This window comes from Campylobacter sp. BCW_4338, assembly GCF_001763255.1.
GTDB lineage: Bacteria > Campylobacterota > Campylobacteria > Campylobacterales > Campylobacteraceae > Campylobacter_D > Campylobacter_D jejuni.
Map to the genome: position 1 here is coordinate 50,445 of NZ_MJYJ01000033.1, position 16,586 is coordinate 67,030.

At 33.2% G+C, this 16,586-nt stretch carries 13 protein-coding genes; 5 read left to right on the forward strand and 8 right to left on the reverse strand.

Annotation, left to right across the window (positions count from 1 at the left end; all coding sequences use genetic code 11):
* Positions 1 to 2: 2 nt before the first annotated feature.
* Positions 3 to 1,241: a sulfite oxidase gene (locus AJN69_RS03150; protein ID WP_070280593.1), complete on the reverse strand. Its 1,239-nt coding sequence runs from the start codon at positions 1,239 to 1,241 to the stop codon at positions 3 to 5.
* Between the two features lie 203 nt (positions 1,242 to 1,444).
* Here AJN69_RS03150 and AJN69_RS03155 point away from each other — a divergent pair, with 203 nt between their 5' ends.
* The 3 genes from AJN69_RS03155 (at position 1,445) to AJN69_RS03165 (ending at position 8,832) form a co-directional block, all read left to right on the forward strand.
* Complete coding sequence (locus tag AJN69_RS03155; protein WP_044779740.1) at positions 1,445 to 2,752, forward strand: Na+/H+ antiporter family protein; 1,308 nt, start codon at positions 1,445 to 1,447, stop codon at positions 2,750 to 2,752.
* Positions 2,753 to 2,886: 134 nt separating this feature from the next.
* Complete coding sequence (gltB, locus tag AJN69_RS03160; protein WP_070287860.1) at positions 2,887 to 7,377, forward strand: glutamate synthase large subunit; 4,491 nt, start codon at positions 2,887 to 2,889, stop codon at positions 7,375 to 7,377.
* A gap of 9 nt (positions 7,378 to 7,386) precedes the next feature.
* Positions 7,387 to 8,832 (forward strand): glutamate synthase subunit beta, encoded by a 1,446-nt coding sequence (locus tag AJN69_RS03165; RefSeq protein WP_044778572.1) that lies wholly within the window; start codon positions 7,387 to 7,389, stop codon positions 8,830 to 8,832.
* Here the strand turns inward: AJN69_RS03165 and AJN69_RS03170 are convergent, their stop codons facing one another.
* The 3 genes from AJN69_RS03170 to AJN69_RS03180 form a co-directional block, all read right to left on the reverse strand.
* Positions 8,833 to 9,408 (reverse strand): ribonuclease HII, encoded by a 576-nt coding sequence (locus AJN69_RS03170; RefSeq protein ID WP_044778570.1) that lies wholly within the window; start codon positions 9,406 to 9,408, stop codon positions 8,833 to 8,835.
* Between the two features lie 32 nt (positions 9,409 to 9,440).
* Entirely contained in the window at positions 9,441 to 9,680 is a 240-nt protein-coding gene (locus AJN69_RS03175) for a ComEA family DNA-binding protein (RefSeq protein ID WP_044778569.1), read from the reverse strand.
* Between the two features lie 64 nt (positions 9,681 to 9,744).
* Entirely contained in the window at positions 9,745 to 10,392 is a 648-nt protein-coding gene (locus tag AJN69_RS03180; protein WP_002855562.1) for a ferritin family protein, read from the reverse strand.
* A 158-nt stretch (positions 10,393 to 10,550) separates the two neighbouring features.
* On the opposite strand from AJN69_RS03180, the gene ilvD reads away from it, so the two are divergent.
* Positions 10,551 to 12,227 (forward strand): dihydroxy-acid dehydratase, encoded by a 1,677-nt coding sequence (ilvD, locus tag AJN69_RS03185; protein ID WP_052949447.1) that lies wholly within the window; start codon positions 10,551 to 10,553, stop codon positions 12,225 to 12,227.
* Between the two features lie 11 nt (positions 12,228 to 12,238).
* Here ilvD and AJN69_RS03190 read toward each other — a convergent pair whose 3' ends face one another.
* The gene (locus tag AJN69_RS03190) at positions 12,239 to 12,763 is read right to left on the reverse strand and encodes a YagU family protein (protein WP_002880648.1); all 525 of its coding nucleotides are present in this window, start codon (positions 12,761 to 12,763) and stop codon (positions 12,239 to 12,241) included.
* A 91-nt stretch (positions 12,764 to 12,854) separates the two neighbouring features.
* Positions 12,855 to 14,081, reverse strand: a complete 1,227-nt coding sequence (locus AJN69_RS03195) for an HD domain-containing protein (RefSeq protein ID WP_002866794.1) — start codon at positions 14,079 to 14,081, stop codon at positions 12,855 to 12,857.
* Between the two features lie 76 nt (positions 14,082 to 14,157).
* Here AJN69_RS03195 and queC point away from each other — a divergent pair, with 76 nt between their 5' ends.
* Entirely contained in the window at positions 14,158 to 14,832 is a 675-nt protein-coding gene (gene queC, locus AJN69_RS03200) for a 7-cyano-7-deazaguanine synthase QueC (RefSeq protein ID WP_053872303.1), read from the forward strand.
* 20 nt (positions 14,833 to 14,852) lie between these two features.
* Here queC and dsbI read toward each other — a convergent pair whose 3' ends face one another.
* Entirely contained in the window at positions 14,853 to 16,379 is a 1,527-nt protein-coding gene (gene dsbI, locus AJN69_RS03205; protein ID WP_070287862.1) for a disulfide bond formation protein DsbI, read from the reverse strand.
* Positions 16,380 to 16,390: 11 nt separating this feature from the next.
* The gene (gene dba, locus AJN69_RS03210; RefSeq protein WP_002779270.1) at positions 16,391 to 16,558 is read right to left on the reverse strand and encodes a disulfide bond formation protein Dba; all 168 of its coding nucleotides are present in this window, start codon (positions 16,556 to 16,558) and stop codon (positions 16,391 to 16,393) included.
* Between the last annotated feature and the right edge of the window lie 28 nt (positions 16,559 to 16,586).

Genomic DNA, 16,586 nt, shown 5'->3' on the forward strand with positions numbered 1-16,586 from the left:
ACTTAAACTCCATAAACATTAACTCTATGGCATGCATTATTGATATATCCTCCTGGATTCCACTGTGCTAAAACCATAGGTTGACTGTTACCTTGACTATCGATAGCTCTTGCCCAAATTTCATAATATCCTTTTGTTGGTATTGATATTTGAGCACTCCATTTTTGCCATGCTAATCTATTTAATGGTTTTTCTACCTTTGCTTTAGTCCATGTTACGCCATAATCATTGCTTATATAAACTTCACTAACTTCAAGTTCTCCAGCCCAAGCTTTACCTCTAACTTCAAATTTTTTATTTGCTTTTATTTCAGAACCATTTTTGATATTAGTAATTACAGATCTTATAGGCATTGATTCTATGATTTTCATCTCGCCTTTATAATTAAAATCTCCTGGTTTTACCGGATTTACAGGAACTTTATAAGAACCTTCCATTTTTTCACCATCATGAATTTTATTTCTTACTGAAATTTTATAAAGCCATTTACCGCTTGTACTTGCAGGGTAACCACCACAAACAAGTCTAAGTGGATAGCCATTGACTAAAGGAATATCTTTGCCTTCATAAGCCCAAGCTATTAGAGTTTCATCTTGTAAAGCTTTAGAAATAGGAACCCCTCTACTAATAGGTGAAGTTTCTTCACCATTTAATTTTGTATCTATACCATAATATCCAATATACACCGCATCATTTTTGATGCCACAATCTTTTAAAATATCTTTTAAACGCACTCCTGTCCATCTACCACAAGCTACTGCACCATAACCCCATTGAGTTCCTTTTGTGCTAGGTATAACTTCAGATCTACCATTTCCACCGCATTCAACTGTTAAGGCATAAGTATAGGTTTTAAATTTCTTTTTTAAATCTTCTATGGTGTAAGATTTTTTATTGATAATACTTTCTCCATCGATTTCTAAAGTCCAACCTTTATGAAGTCTTTCTTTTATCGTTTCTAGGCTTGGTGGTAAGCCATTATTTCTAACAAAGAAATTTTCAGGTTTTGTAAAATCAGAATCAAGAGCATAAATTTCAGTTTCTGCTGTTAATGGTTTTTCACCATGATAGATAAGATCTTTTTTACCTTCTATTTTAAAATCAGGTAATTCTTTTGCCAAAGCCTTACTTCCTAAAAAATTCTCAAAAGAAAAATTTGACAATACACTAATGCCAAATAAACCAAGTCCTATATTTTTTAGAAAGTCTCTACGATTTTCTTTTTGATTGTTCTGTTTCATTGAAATATCCTTAAATATTTATATAATCTTTTATTTTATTATAAATTTTAAAAATTTAAATAATTAATTATATTAATTATTTAAATTAAAAAAATTAATTATTTTTATAATTTTACATATTAAATAAAATCATCATATGTTCGAGTTTTATTACATTTTAACTAAGTTTTTTCTACAATTAAATTTTTAAAATTATTTAAGGAATGATTTTGACTTTACTTACTAATCCTATCATTATCAGTGTTGTTTTGATGACTTTACTTTGTTTGTTTCGTTTTAATGTGCTTTTGAGTCTTTTGATTTCAGCTCTTGTTGCAGGTGTATTTTCTCATCTTGAACTCGTAGATACTATGAATATACTTATAAGCGGAATGAAGGAAAATTTAAAAACAGCTCTTAGCTATATACTCTTAGGGGCCATTGCCGCAGCGATTTCAAAGACAAATTTAACTGCATATTTGATTAAGATAGTAAGCCATTTTATATCTCATAAAAAATATTTATTGCTTTTGTCTATAGCTTTGATTTCTTGTTTTTCTCAAAATTTAATTCCTATTCATGTGGCTTTTATACCTTTGTTAATTCCACCTCTTTTAAGTCTTTTTAATAAACTTAAAATCGATCGTAGAGCGGTTGCTTGTGCTTTAACTTTTGGACTTACTACGCCTTATATGGTTTTGCCAGTAGGCTTTGGACTTACTTTTCAAGATCTTTTAAAAGATAATTTAAATGCAAATAATGTAAGTGTATCTTTAAATGATGTTACAAATACTATGTATTTTGCTGCTATTTGTATGATAACAGGACTTTTTCTAGCGCTTTTTGTGTTTTATCGTAAGCCAAGAGAGTATCAAGAAGTAGAAATTGCTAAAGTAAATTTAGAAAATCTTGAAATGACGCGTAAGGAATGGGGCGTTTTAGCTGGGCTTGTTTTAACTTTAATTTTGCAAATTTTGACTATGAATTTACCTTTATCAGGGCTTTTGGGTTTTGTTTTAATGGTTATTTTGGGTGGAGTTGAATTTTCAAAAGTCAATGAAGTTTTTGATGATGGGCTTAAAATGATGGGTTTTATAGCTTTTGTTATCCTTGTTGCTGCAGGATATGGAGAAGTTTTAAAAGAAAGTGGATCAGTAGTAGAGCTTGTAAATTCAGTCGTTCCTTGGATGGAACAAAGTAAATTTTTAGCAGTATTTTTTATGCTTTTAATAGGACTTATCATCACTATGGGTATAGGTACTTCTTTTGGAACTATACCTATCATAGCTACGCTTTTTTGTCCTATTTGTTTGGAACTTGGTTTTAGTACAGCACTTATTATATTTATCTTAGGAGTAGCAGGAGCTTTAGGAGATGCAGGAAGTCCAGCTAGTGAAACAACCATGGGAACTACTGTAGGATTAAATGCTGATAAACAACACGATCACATTAAAGATACTTGCATACCAACTTTTATTTTTTATAATGGCTCATTATTGATTTTAGGTAGTATTATCGCCATGTTTTTATAATTTTTACAAATCTATCAAAATATTTTTTAATTTATTTATTTTTAAGATAAAAATTATATCGATTTTAAAAAAATATATGCTATAATCCTTTATAAAGCTAACAAAATTTAAATCAGTCTTATAAGGAGAGCAGAATGGATTTAGAAAATATCCTAGAAAGTAATCAAAGCATAGGTTTATATCATCCAAAGAACGAACATGATGCCTGCGGTATCGCTGCAATTGCTAATATACGCGGTATTGCCTCTTATAAGGTTATTTGTGATGCTTTAGAAATTTTGATGAATCTTGAGCACCGAGGTGGTGCAGGAGCTGAAGAAAATTCAGGTGATGGGGCGGGGATTTTGATCCAAATTCCACATGATTTTTTTAAAACTCAAGAATTGGGTTTTGAACTTCCTAAAAAGGGTGATTATGCCGTAGCACAGATGTTTTTATCACCCAATACTGATGCAAAAGAAGAAGCAAAAGAGATATTTTTACAAGGTTTAAAGGATAAAAAACTTGAATTTTTAGGTTTTAGAGAAGTGCCTTTTAATCCTAGCGATATAGGTGTAAGTGCTTTAAAAGCTATGCCTTATTTTTTACAAGCCTTTGTGAAAAAACCAAGTAAAATAAGTGCAGGACTTGAGTTTGAAAGAGTGCTTTATAGTACGCGTCGCCTTATAGAAAAAAGAGCTATTAATGTGCCAAAATTTTATTTTTCAAGTTTTTCTTCACGTACCATAGTTTATAAAGGAATGCTTCTTTCAACTCAATTGAGCAATTTTTATCTTGATTTTAAAGATGTCAATATGAAATCAGCCATCGCTTTGGTGCATTCTCGCTTTTCGACTAATACCTTTCCAAGTTGGGAAAGAGCACATCCAAACCGCTATATGGTGCATAATGGAGAGATTAATACCATACGCGGAAATGTTGATAGTATAAGAGCTAGAGAAGGTTTGATGCAAAGTGAGTATTTTGAAAATTTAGATGAAATTTTTCCCATCATAGCTAAGCCTAGCAGTGATTCTGCAATGTTTGATAATACTTTAGAATTTTTAGCTCTAAATGGTCGCACTTTAGAAGAAGCTTTTATGATGATGGTGCCAGAACCTTGGCATAAAAATGAAAATATGGAAAGCAAAAAGCGTGCTTTTTATGAATATCATTCTTTATTGATGGAGCCTTGGGATGGACCTGCTGCTATAGTTTTTACTGATGGAGTGATTATGGGGGCGAGTTTGGATAGAAATGGTTTTCGTCCTTCAAGGTATTATCTTACAAAAGATGATATGCTCATACTTTCAAGTGAAACAGGGGCTTTAAAACTTGATGAAAAAAATATCAAAGCTAAAAAACGCTTAGAACCTGGAAAACTTTTACTCGTTGATACAGCAAGAGGTAGGGTTATAGCTGATAATGAAATCAAAGAGCATTATGCTAATGCTAAGCCTTATAAAAAATGGCTTAAAAATTTAGTTGAACTTGAAAAACAAAAAAGCGGAGTTTATAAACATCAGTTTTTAAAAGAAGATGAGGTTTTAAAACTCCAAAAAGCTTTTGGTTGGAGTTATGATGAGCTTAAAATGAGTGTGGCTGCTATGGCTCAAAATGGTAAAGAAGCTATAGCAGCTATGGGTGTAGATACTCCTTTGGCTATACTTTCTAAAACTTATCAACCTTTGTATAATTATTTTAAACAACTTTTTGCACAAGTAACTAATCCTCCCCTTGATGCCATAAGAGAAGAGATCGTTACTTCTACAAGGATTTATCTAGGAAGCGAAGGCAATTTATTAAAACCCGATGAAAACAATGCAAAACGTGTAAAAATAGCCTTGCCTGTGATAAGTAATGAAGAACTTTTTGAAGTTAAGGCTTTAAATAAATTTCAAGTTAAAGAATTTTCTATACTTTATGATTATTCTAAAAAAACTTTAGAAAAGGCTTTAGATGAACTTTGTGTTAAGATAGAAGATGAGGTTAAAAAAGGTGTTTCTATTATCATTTTAAGCGATAAAGGAGTGGATGAAAAAAACGCTTATATCCCCGCTTTGCTTGCTGTTTCTGGAGTGCATAATCATCTAGTAAGAAAAAATTTAAGAACACACACAAGTCTTATCATCGAAAGTGGTGAACCTAGAGAAATTCATCATTTTGCATGTCTTTTAGGCTATGGTGCGACTGTTATTAATCCTTATTTGGTTTATGAGAGCATACAAAAACTCATTGCCAATAAAGATTTAAATTTAAGTTATGAAAAGGCGGTAGAAAATTTTATCAAGGCAAGTTCAAGTGGCATAGTCAAAATTGCTTCTAAAATGGGAGTTTCTACCTTGCAAAGTTATAATGGCTCTGCACTTTTTGAATGTCTGGGCTTAAGCTCTAAGGTGATTGATAAATACTTCACTTCTACAACTTCACGCATTGAAGGTATGGATTTAGAAGATTTTGAAAAAGAGCTCATTGCTTTACACAAATATGCTTTTAACGATACACATAAGGCTTTAGATTCTAAAGGAATTCATGGTTTTAGAAGTGCTAAAGAAGAACATTTAATCGATCCGTTTGTGATTTTTAATCTTCAGCAAGCCTGCCGCAACAAAGACTATAAAAGCTTTAAAAAATACTCGGCTTTAGTAGATGAAAAACAAGTTAATTTGCGTTCTTTGATGGAATTTGATTTTAGTGAAGCTATCAGTATAGATAAGGTTGAAAGCGTAGAAAGTATAGTTAAACGCTTTAGAACAGGAGCGATGAGTTATGGTTCTATTTCTAAAGAAGCACACGAGTGTTTAGCACAGGCTATGAATAAAATAGGTGCTAAATCAAATTCAGGTGAAGGTGGAGAGGATGAAGAACGCTATGAAATCAAAGAGGGTGTGGATAAAAACTCAGCCATTAAGCAAGTAGCAAGTGGGCGTTTTGGCGTGGATTTAAACTACTTAAGTCATGCAAAAGAAATTCAAATCAAAGTCGCTCAAGGCGCAAAACCAGGTGAAGGCGGACAATTAATGGGCTTTAAAGTCTATCCTTGGATAGCCAAGGCTAGACATTCTACTGCAGGTGTGACGCTTATTTCCCCACCTCCTCATCATGATATTTATTCTATAGAAGATTTGGCTCAACTTATTTATGACCTAAAAAATGCTAACAAAGACGCTAAAATTTCAGTAAAACTTGTAAGCGAAAATGGCATAGGAACGGTTGCTGCAGGTGTGGCTAAGGCAGGAGCGAATTTAATCCTTGTTTCAGGTTATGATGGAGGTACGGGTGCAAGTCCTAGGACTTCTATACCGCATGCAGGAATTCCTTGGGAGTTAGGTTTGGCTGAAACACATCAAACTTTGATTTTAAATAAGCTTAGAGATAGGGTAAGATTAGAAACTGATGGAAAGCTTATGAATGGGCGTGATTTAGCCATAGCGGCACTTTTAGGAGCTGAAGAATTTGGTTTTGCAACCGCGCCTTTGATTGTTTTAGGTTGTACGATGATGAGAGTTTGTCATCTAAATACCTGTCCTTTTGGTATAGCCACTCAAGATACAGAACTTAGAGATCGTTTTAAGGGCAAAGTAGATGATGTGATTAATTTCATGTATTTTATAGCCCAGGAGCTTAGAGAATACATGGCAAGGCTTGGTTTTGAACGCCTAGATGATATGATAGGTCGTGTGGATAAACTCCGCCAAAAAAGTGTGCAAGGTAAAGCAGGAAAGCTAAATTTAGATAAAATTTTAAAATCCTTGCCTACTTATAATAGAACTGCTGTGCATTTTAAAGATTATAAAGACAATAAACTTGAAAAAACGATTGATTATAGAATTTTACTACCACTTTGTAAAAATGCTGTGGAGAAAAAAGAGCCTATCAAACTTTCTTTAGAAGTAGGAAATCAAAGTCGTACTTTTGCAACTATGCTTTCAAGTGAAATTTTAAAAACTTATGGAAAAGATGCTTTAGATGAAGATAGTATCCATATCAAAGCTATAGGCAATGCAGGTAATAGCTTTGGAGCGTTTTTGTTAAAGGGCATTAAACTTGAGATTATAGGCGATAGCAATGATTATTTAGGCAAGGGTTTAAGTGGTGGCAAAATCATAGCAAAAATTTCAAATGAAGCTACTTTTTCGCCTGAAGAAAATATCATCGCAGGAAATGCTTGTTTATATGGAGCAACTGAGGGTGAAGTGTATTTAGATGGTATAGCAGGGGAAAGATTTTGTGTAAGAAATTCAGGAGCTTTGGCTGTGGTTTTAGGAACAGGCGTGCATGGTTGTGAATATATGACAGGTGGGCAAGTTGTAGTTCTTGGAGATGTGGGTGCGAATTTCGCTGCTGGTATGAGTGGGGGCGTTGTTTATATTTTTGGAAGACACAATGAAGCTCATGTAAATACCGAGCTTGTGGATATTAAAGATCTTAATGCTAAGGATGAAAAAGAATTAAAAGCTGTGATAGAAAAACATATCGCTTATACAGATTCTAAAAAGGCTAAAGATATTTTAGAAAAATTCGATAAAAAAGACTTTTTTAAAGTCATGCCAAGAGATTATGAAAAGATGTTAAAAATGCTTGATCTTTGTAAAAATGAAAAAGATCCAAATTTAGCAGCATTTTTGAAAATCACGCAAAAATAAGGAGTAAAAATGGGAAATGCAAGAGGTTTTTTAGACTTTAAAAGAATGGATTTTAAAAAAATTGCCCCTAAGGAAAGGGTTTTAAATTACAAAGAATTTACAACGCTTTTAGACAAGAAAGAACAAGAAATTCAAGGCGGACGATGTATGGATTGTGGTGTGGCCTTTTGTCATACGGGCGTGATGAGCGAAGGAAAAGATATAGGCTGTCCTTTAAACAATCTCATTCCTGAATGGAACGATCTTATTTATCATTCTTTATGGAAAGAAGCTTATGAAAGACTTGAACTTACTAATCCTTTTCCTGAATTTACCGGTCGTGTTTGCCCTGCTCCTTGTGAGGATTCTTGTGTGTGTGCGATAAATGGTACAAGTGTGAGTATCAAAAATAATGAATTATCCATTATAGAAAATGCTTTTAAAGAAAATTTAGTAAGAGTAAATAAACCTAAGCAATACAATGGCAAAAAAATCGCTATCATAGGAAGTGGACCCGCTGGACTTGCTTGTGCTAATACTTTAAATTCACTAGGTTATAAAGTAAGTGTTTTTGAAAGAAGCGATAAAATAGGCGGACTTTTGATGTATGGCATCCCTGATATGAAGCTTGATAAAAGTATAGTTCAAAGACGGGTGGATTTGCTTAAAAAAAGCGGGATTGAATTTAAAGTGAATGAAAATATAGACAGCAAAGATAAGGTTTCAAAACTTCTAAAAGAATTTGATGCTTTGGTGCTTTGTACAGGAGCAAGTAAGCCTATAGATCTTGATATAGAAGGTAGAAAGCTAAAAGGGGTTGAATTTGCCCTTGATTTTTTAACGCAAAATACCAAAACTTTGTTAAAAACAGGCAAGGGTGCAGATACGGCCAAAGGTAAAAATGTCTTGGTTATAGGAAGTGGGGATACAAGTGTGGATTGTATCGCTGTAGCGACAAGACAAGGGGCTAAATCTATAGTGCGTTTTGAAAGAAGTCCAAAAAGACCTTTGCAAAGAAGCCAAAACAATCCTTGGCCTTTAAAAGCTGACATTTTTACTACTGATTATGGTTTAGAAGAAGCCATTGCTGTATATGGCAAAGATCCTAGGGAATATCAAAAAATGACAAAGAAATTTTTAGGAAAAACTCATGTAGAAGGCGTTGAAGCAAATGATTTAAAACGCGAGTTTAAAGAAGGCAAAGCTATAAATGTCGAATTTTCAAATTCTAAAAAAACTTATAAAGCGGATTTAGTGCTTTTAGCTATGGGTTTTAGCGGGTGCGAAGAAGCTATCTCTAAAAATTTTGGAGTGAAATTAGATGAGAAAAACAACATAAGCACAGAAAATTTCCAAACCACTCATAAAAAAATCTTTGCTTGTGGAGATGCTAGAAAAGGACAATCTTTAGTTGTTTGGGCTATAAAAGATGGTATAGAATGTGCTTTGAGTTTGCATCAAAATTTAGCAAAATAATCATAAAAGTTTAAAACTTTTTCGGTGGAGTTTGCAAATTCCAAATTTAGCTATAAGTTCTTTATGAGCTTTTGTGCCATAGGCTTTGTTTTTTTCAAATTCATAACAAGGAAAGTCTTTAGCTAAGAAATTCATCACCCTATCTTTACTAACTTTTGCAAGTATGCTAGCTGCACTTACTTGCAAAATGCTAGTATCGGCTTTGATTTGTGTTTTTATCCCATTTATACCTAGGTTGGTCTTTCCATCATATAAGAAGTTATTTTCTGTTTTAAAATGCTTTTTTATAAGCTTTAAGCCTGTTTTTAAACAAGTGCTTAAGCCTAGTGCGTCGATTTGCTCTGAAGAAAAAGCAAGTATGAGATAGTTTGAATTTTTGATGATGATTTCATAAAGTTCTTCGCGTTTTTTTTCGCTTAGTTTTTTAGAATCACACAACCCATGAAGTTTTTTGTTCAGTTTGCAAGCTGCCATCATCATAGGACCTGCCAAAGCACCGCGTCCTGCTTCATCAATACCAATTAAATTTATGTCAAATTCGTTTAAAAGTTCTTTTGTGTCAAATAAAGTTTTCAAATTTTTCTAAAAAGAAGGGCAAAAATGCCCTTTTATTCTACTATGATATCATTTTTGATTTTTTCAAAAAGCTTATCACCTATGCCTTTAACTTTTTTAAGATCATCAATACTTGTAAAATTTGCTTCTTTGCGGTATTCTAAAATTGCTTTAGCCTTAGCTTCGCCAATACCATTTAAACTTTTTAATTCTTTTAGCGTTGCAGTGTTGATATTTACAGCACCAAAGAGAAAAGCCGTTAAAGCAAAAAATAAAAATAGTAATTTTTTCATTTTATTATCCTTTTATTAAAAAATAATTGTAATATTATCTTAAAAAGGATAAGAATTTCTTAACTTAACCCAAAAATTCGCGTTTAAAATACTCTTTTGGTGCTTTACATAAAGGACAGGCTGCTGGAGCTTTTTTGCCACGATGTATATGTCCACATACTTCACAAACCCATAATTCTTCTACTTCGCTATTAAAAAATTCTTCTTCTTCAAGCATTTTTTTAAGTGCTAGATATTCTCTTTCGTGTTCTATCTCTACTTTACCAATAGCTGTAAATAATCTCGCTATAGCCTTTTTGCCTTCATCTTCAGCAATTTTTGCAAAATTTGGATACATAGTTGTGTGCTCATAGTTTTCACCTTCTGCAGCACTTACTAGATTTTTTGTAGTTACCTCTAAAGGTTTGCCATCAACGATTTCATGATAAGCTTTAAATTCTGCTCTTGCATGCCATTTTTCATTTTCAGCTGCTTCTCTAAAATGTCTAGCAACCGCGTGCCAACCTTCTTCTTCAGCTACATCAGCAAACAAATCGTATTTGTTTCTTGCCATAGATTCGCCTGCAAAAGCTTTCATCAAATTTACTGCAGTTAAATCTGTAGTGATACATTTCATTTCTTCACCACAACAACTAAGTTTACCACCGCCTACATTTTGAACTTCTACTTCATTGCCACATTTTTGGCATTTATAGGTTTCATATTGTCTCATTTTGACTCCTTTTTGATTATCAAAAAGCATTGTATTATAAAAAAATATTTTTGTCAATTAATAATTTTTATCATTTATGAAAATGTATATCAAAATAAATTTCACAAAAATTAAGCTTTGCTAAATATAATTTTAAAAAATTATTATCAGGAGTTACAATGAGAAGCGATGCGATAAAAAAAGGACATTTAAAAGCACCTAATCGTTCTTTACTTCGTGCTTGTGGTTTGAAAGATGAAGATTTTGACAAACCTTTTATAGGTGTAGCAAATAGCTATATAGACATAATCCCAGGGCATTATTTTTTAAATGATTATGCTAAAATCATTAAAGATGAGATACGCAAAAATGGTTGTGTGCCTTTTGAGTTTAATACCATAGGTGTAGATGATGGTATAGCTATGGGGCATGAAGGTATGCTTTATTCTTTACCAAGTCGTGAAATTATCGCAAATTCCATTGAAACAGTGATGAATGCTCATCAACTTGATGCTTTAATCTGTATCCCAAACTGCGATAAAATCACTCCTGGTATGTTAATGGGAGCTTTAAGGGTTAATGTTCCAACCATTTTTGTAAGTGGTGGGCCTATGGCTTCAGGAGTAACCAAAAAAGGAGAAAAGATCAGTCTTAGCTCTGTTTTTGAAGCTGTAGGGGCTTATGAAGCCAAAAAAATTAGCGAAGAAGAATTTAAAGACATAGAATGTTCAGCCTGTCCAAGTGGTGGATCTTGCTCGGGAATGTTTACGGCAAATTCCATGAATACCTTATGCGAAGCTATGGGTATAGCACTAGAAGGTAATGGAACCATTTTAGCTTTAAGCAAAGAAAGAGAAGAGCTTTTAAGAAAAGCAGCGCGTCGTATTTGTGAAATCGCCTTAGATGAGCGTTTTAAAATTCGCAATATCATCACTCAAAAAGCCGTGCGTAATGCTATGGTAGTAGATATGGCAATGGGTGGAAGTAGCAATACTGTTTTACACATGCTTGCCATTTCACGTGAAGCAGGGGTAGCACTAGATATTAAAGATTTAAATTTCATCTCAAGCAAAGTTGCACACATAGCAAAAATAGCCCCATCGCTAAATAGTGTTTATATGGATGATATCCACAAAGCAGGAGGTGTGAGTGCAGTTATGGCTGAAATTTCAAGCAGACAAGGACATATTTTAGAACTTGATGCACTGACTATCACAGGAGAAAGTCTCAAAGAACGCTTAAAAAATGCCAAAATCAAAGATGAAAATATCATTCGTAGAGTAGATAATGCTTACTCAAAAGTAGGTGGACTTGCTATTTTGTTTGGAAATTTAGCTGAGCAAGGTTGTGTTATAAAAACCGCAGGAATAGTTGGAAAAAGAAAATTTAAAGGCAAAGCTGTTTGTTTTAACTCTCAAGATGAAGCTATAAAAGGCATTATCAAAGGCAAGGTGCAAAAAGGAAATGTTTGTGTGATACGCTATGAAGGTCCAAAAGGTGGCCCTGGTATGCAAGAAATGTTAAGTCCTACTTCACTTTTAATGGGTATGGGTTTGGGTGCTGATGTGGCTTTAATCACCGATGGTCGTTTTAGCGGGGCTACAAGGGGTTTAAGCGTGGGTCATATTTCCCCTGAAGCAGCTGAAGGTGGTCTTATAGGACTTTTAAAAGATGGAGATGAAATAGAAATTGATGTAGATGCTTATACCATCCATGCAAATTTAAGCGAAGAAGAAATCGCTAAACGCAAAAAAGAATTTGTATTACCTCAAAAAGAAGTGCCTTCAAGATGGCTTAGAATGTATCAAAAACTTGTTAGCAATGCTAGTAAAGGTGCAGTTTTAGATATGGAATGAAAGGAAACCTTTCATTCTTCTATTTCTTTAGTTATACGATTTCTTATATCTCTACGAACTATTTCCATACCCCACAGCCAAACAATATGGCCAAAAATTTCAGACAGGTGTTCATCAAAAGGAATTTCAGAAAGTGGTGGAACTTCTGCAATTAAAGGCATTACAATAACATGGGCAAAAAGATAAACAAAAAATCCAAAAACTGCACCTTGCCACATAGTAATACGGTGCCATTTTTCCGCTATCATACAATAAGCTACTCCAAAAACAATAGAAAAACCGACATGCACTATAAAAATTGACAAAGGCATTTGCATACCTGAAAACATATAAGTCCAATCAGTAGGTAAGCCTAGTTGTTCTAGAAAAATTTTAGGTGGAGTAACACGTTCTAAAGCATCTGCTGGCCAAAAAATATTGGGATTTCTTGGAGGAAAAGGTACTTCCCAACCCCATTTAACAATAGCTCCGAAAATACCCGCTAATATACCTATAAAAAAGGCTAAAGTATAGCGCTTTTGAAAGTATTTTTTCATAATAACTCCTTTATGTTTTATACAAAATAAAATTTGAATTTATAATATTTTTATTTAAAACATATTGAAAATAGGAGTATAAAAATCTTATTTAAATTTTAAAATACTCTCTTAAACTTTCACAAATTTCAAAAAAATTCACCCCATCTATAGTAGGATTTTCTTTAAAAAACTCATACATTCCTAAAAAACCACTTTCAAGTTCTTTAGACTTTACACCATAGCTTATACTAAGTCCTGCTTCTATATAAGCAGCAATTTTATCGCAGTATTTAAGCGCCTTACCATCTATAGCACCAAATTCATTTTCATTAAAAGAACTTAAACTTCCGCTACAAAGCTCTATTTTAGCATTTTTATAAGTGCGATTTTCAAACTCATTTTTTACAAAATTTGACTCATCGTTTCTACCTTCTCTAATACCTAAAATATAAGAAAACTCAGCCCTTAAACCCTCAGGAACGAAGGGTAAAATTCTTTCATTAATAAGTTTCATTTCATAATCATTTATGATATCATGAAGCCCATCAATACCGTATTTTACAGGGCTGATAATATCACGCGTTAAAGACTCTGGCAAATCATGAAACAAAGCACAATAAAAATTATTCTCAAGTCTTTTATCGCAAGCCTTGATTTTTAGTGAGTAAAAATATCCCAAAATCGCCACCACAAGCATATGTCCTAAAACCGCAGTTTCTGGTATGCGTGGAGTTTGAGCCCAACGCTTTTGAAAGCGAAGTCTTCCGCTAAGATCGATGATTTTGGCTATTTTTTGATTTAAAGCGATTTTTCTAGCTCCTATAAGCTCATAGTAATCTTCTAATTCTTCTTCAACTTTGTTTTTAATCTCATCAATATCATTTAAAAAAGCTGAGGTTTGATAAACTATGTTAAATTCCCATCTTGTAGCAAAATACGAAGCTGCTTTTAAGATAAGCCTTTCTTTAGCGTAAGCATTGCCGTTTAAATACGCTTCAAAACGCTTTAAAAACTCTCCTTCTTCTATATCTTCTATCATAGGTTCGATTTTGCTTAAAACCCAAGCATTAACTTCAGCTTTTTTTTGACGCACGATTTCATGATACACATCAGGGCGTATATCGGTTACTACCACACGACTTAAAAACTCAAAAATTCCCCCTTCTATAATCACTCTCATATCCACATCTTTTTCCATTTTAGCAATAAAATATGCGATGATGAATTTATGAGCTTGTTTGTCAAGCTCAACCAAATTTGCCATTCTTGGATAATCATTCCAACGACTGATAGAAGCGGCTTTAAAAATGTGTTCTATGAGTTTTATGTTTATCATGCTTTTGCCTTTTTTGCAATTTAAATTTAAAAATTTTCGTTAAAATTGCGAAATTATAGCAAATTTAAGGATAAAAATGAGTAAAAAAGCACTTTGTATCATAAGTGGCGGTATGGATAGTACTTTGTGTGCTTATCTAGCCAAAAAAGAAGGTTATGAAATCATCGCTTTGCATTTTGATTATGAACAACGCACTCAAGAGAAAGAAAGAGAATGTTTTAAGCAAATTTGCAAGGCTTTAAAAGTAGAAAAATCTTATATTTTAGATGTGACTTTTATCAAAGATATAGGGGGTAATGCCTTAACCGATAAAAGTATAGACATTCCTAAAAATGAGCTTTGCATAAGCGATACCCCACCTATCACCTATGTGCCTTTTCGCAATGGAATTTTCTTAAGCATAGCAGGATCTTTGGCTGAAAAGGAAAATTGTGAGAGTATTTTTATAGGGGTGGTAGAAGAAGATGGCAGTGGTTATCCTGACTGTACTGATGAGTTTATACAAAAGGCACAAGAATTTATCAATGAAGGTACGAGTAAGAATTTCAAAGTTTGTATAAAAACTCCGCTTGTTAGACTGAACAAAGCTAAAATTGTAGAACTAGCCTTAAAAGAAAATGTACCTTTAGAACTTACTTGGTCTTGTTATGAGAGTGAAGATGAAGCATGTGGGGAGTGCGATAGTTGTTTGCTTCGTTTAAGAGGTTTTGAAAAAGCAGGGTTTAAAGATAAGATCAAATATAAGTCCTAGTTTTCACTAGGACTTAAAGCTTAGTTTAGAGTATAAAGCTTGTTTGCTCCATCTTGATAAGAAAGAATGTTGATTTTTCCATCTTTAAAGAAAATGCTTCTAGCATTAGTGATAGAGCTTGGGAAAGCGATAGTTTTTACTACTTCTTCCTTAACTGGATCAATTACGGCAATCACATTGTGATTTTTGCTTAGTGCATAAATTTCTCCATCTTTAAAAGTCATAGAAGTTACATAAAGATCGCCTAAAGTTTTACCTTCTTTAAGATTTGCTTTTGGAGTAAATTCTCCTGAAAGAACACGATCTTTTAAAGAAATTTTAGAGATTACAAAAGTTTTAGCGTCTTTGTTGTTTGGAACAGTTGCAAGATAAAGATAATTTCCATCTGTAGTCATGCTTGCTACATGGTTAAATTTTGCTCTTACAGTATCAAGTCTTCCACGACCTAAACCTTCGCCTTGGCCTTTAAATTTATCATTACCTTTTACAAAATCAGCGTATTGTTTAGCGATATCTTCTTCACTTGCATTAGGATTTTTTGCAAATCTTAAGAAAGATTTGTTTGAGCCCATAAGAATGAATTTATCGTTCATATAAGGTATGATGCCAATAATTGGATCGATAGTAGCTGAAAAATAAGGATCAAGCTCAAAACCTTCTTTAACGCTAAAATTATTATCTAAGAAAGCCACATCCCATTTAGAGCTTGCTACAAATTCATTGTTGATATAATCAAGAGTATTGATGGCTTTGTCAAAATTTATAGTTTGTTTATTTGTGATTTTAAGCTCATCATTGATTTTTGCAAATGGAGCATTGTTGATATCATTATCAAATTTTATGCCAAGTTTTTCACTTGCAGGTGCAAAAGCATAATCAGGAGCTTTAACATCGCGCTTTCCTAAGAAAGAAATATTTTGCCATAAACCATTCCAACCTTCTTTACTCCAAATGATGTATTTTGGATTTAAGCTAAATCTTACAGGATCGCCTTGTCCCACATAAGGAGGAATTCCTGTGCTTACAAAAGCTTGGAAAACATTTGAAGCTACTACAATCGCACTGATAACTACAGCTGCGAGAGAAAATTTCGTATATTTTCTAAATTTTTCTCCATTTAATTCTGCTTCAAAAGCATTAAATTTAGGAGCAAAAGCAAAAATCACACCTAAAAGCAATACAACAGCCCAAAATACCACTTCAGCCCAAAAATAAGTATGGATACCAAAAACTGCTAAACCAAAACCTTGATCTAAATCTCTATGAGCGTGATTGCCATAGTGAGCAAAAGATTGATAAAGGCCTACTGCTGTCATGATTAAAAGAGCAGCAAGGTATTTACCTTTCATACCATAACGAACAATGAAAAGCGCCATCACACCGATAAAGATCATTGCTTCTCTTTGTCCCCAGCAAAGTGTGCAGGGACTATCACCCAACATATAACCAAATACAAAATTTGCAATACCTACAGGTAAGAGTATGATCAAAAAGCCTGCTAAACACATTAGTGTGTAGAAATTTTTTGTTTTATTAATTTCGTTCATTTAGCCCTCCCTTACAGATTCATTATTGTTAATAGTGCGCCTGTTTTGTGGCCAACATAGAAAAAAACCATTAAAAGCCAAGCTACCATTACTAAACCAAAAGCCAAATTTTCTTTTTCTGGTTTTTTGATAATCAGTATCAAGGCGATTAAAACTAATAAAAGTTCAAGAAACTCCATAGTATCTCCTTATGAAATAAAAACCGTT

Bases quoted from the DNA above. Each gene is read 5' to 3' on its own strand.
- AJN69_RS03150 (WP_070280593.1), bottom strand. From the start codon at position 1,241: ATGAAACAGAACAATCAAAAAGAAAATCGTAGAGACTTTCTAAAAAAT.
- AJN69_RS03155 (WP_044779740.1), top strand. From the start codon at position 1,445: ATGATTTTGACTTTACTTACTAATCCTATCATTATCAGTGTTGTTTTG.
- gltB (WP_070287860.1), top strand. From the start codon at position 2,887: ATGGATTTAGAAAATATCCTAGAAAGTAATCAAAGCATAGGTTTATAT.
- AJN69_RS03165 (WP_044778572.1), top strand. From the start codon at position 7,387: ATGGGAAATGCAAGAGGTTTTTTAGACTTTAAAAGAATGGATTTTAAA.
- AJN69_RS03175 (WP_044778569.1), bottom strand. From the start codon at position 9,680: ATGAAAAAATTACTATTTTTATTTTTTGCTTTAACGGCTTTTCTCTTT.
- AJN69_RS03180 (WP_002855562.1), bottom strand. From the start codon at position 10,392: ATGAGACAATATGAAACCTATAAATGCCAAAAATGTGGCAATGAAGTA.
- ilvD (WP_052949447.1), top strand. From the start codon at position 10,551: ATGAGAAGCGATGCGATAAAAAAAGGACATTTAAAAGCACCTAATCGT.
- AJN69_RS03190 (WP_002880648.1), bottom strand. From the start codon at position 12,763: ATGAAAAAATACTTTCAAAAGCGCTATACTTTAGCCTTTTTTATAGGT.
- AJN69_RS03195 (WP_002866794.1), bottom strand. From the start codon at position 14,081: ATGATAAACATAAAACTCATAGAACACATTTTTAAAGCCGCTTCTATC.
- queC (WP_053872303.1), top strand. From the start codon at position 14,158: ATGAGTAAAAAAGCACTTTGTATCATAAGTGGCGGTATGGATAGTACT.
- dsbI (WP_070287862.1), bottom strand. From the start codon at position 16,379: ATGAACGAAATTAATAAAACAAAAAATTTCTACACACTAATGTGTTTA.
- dba (WP_002779270.1), bottom strand. From the start codon at position 16,558: ATGGAGTTTCTTGAACTTTTATTAGTTTTAATCGCCTTGATACTGATT.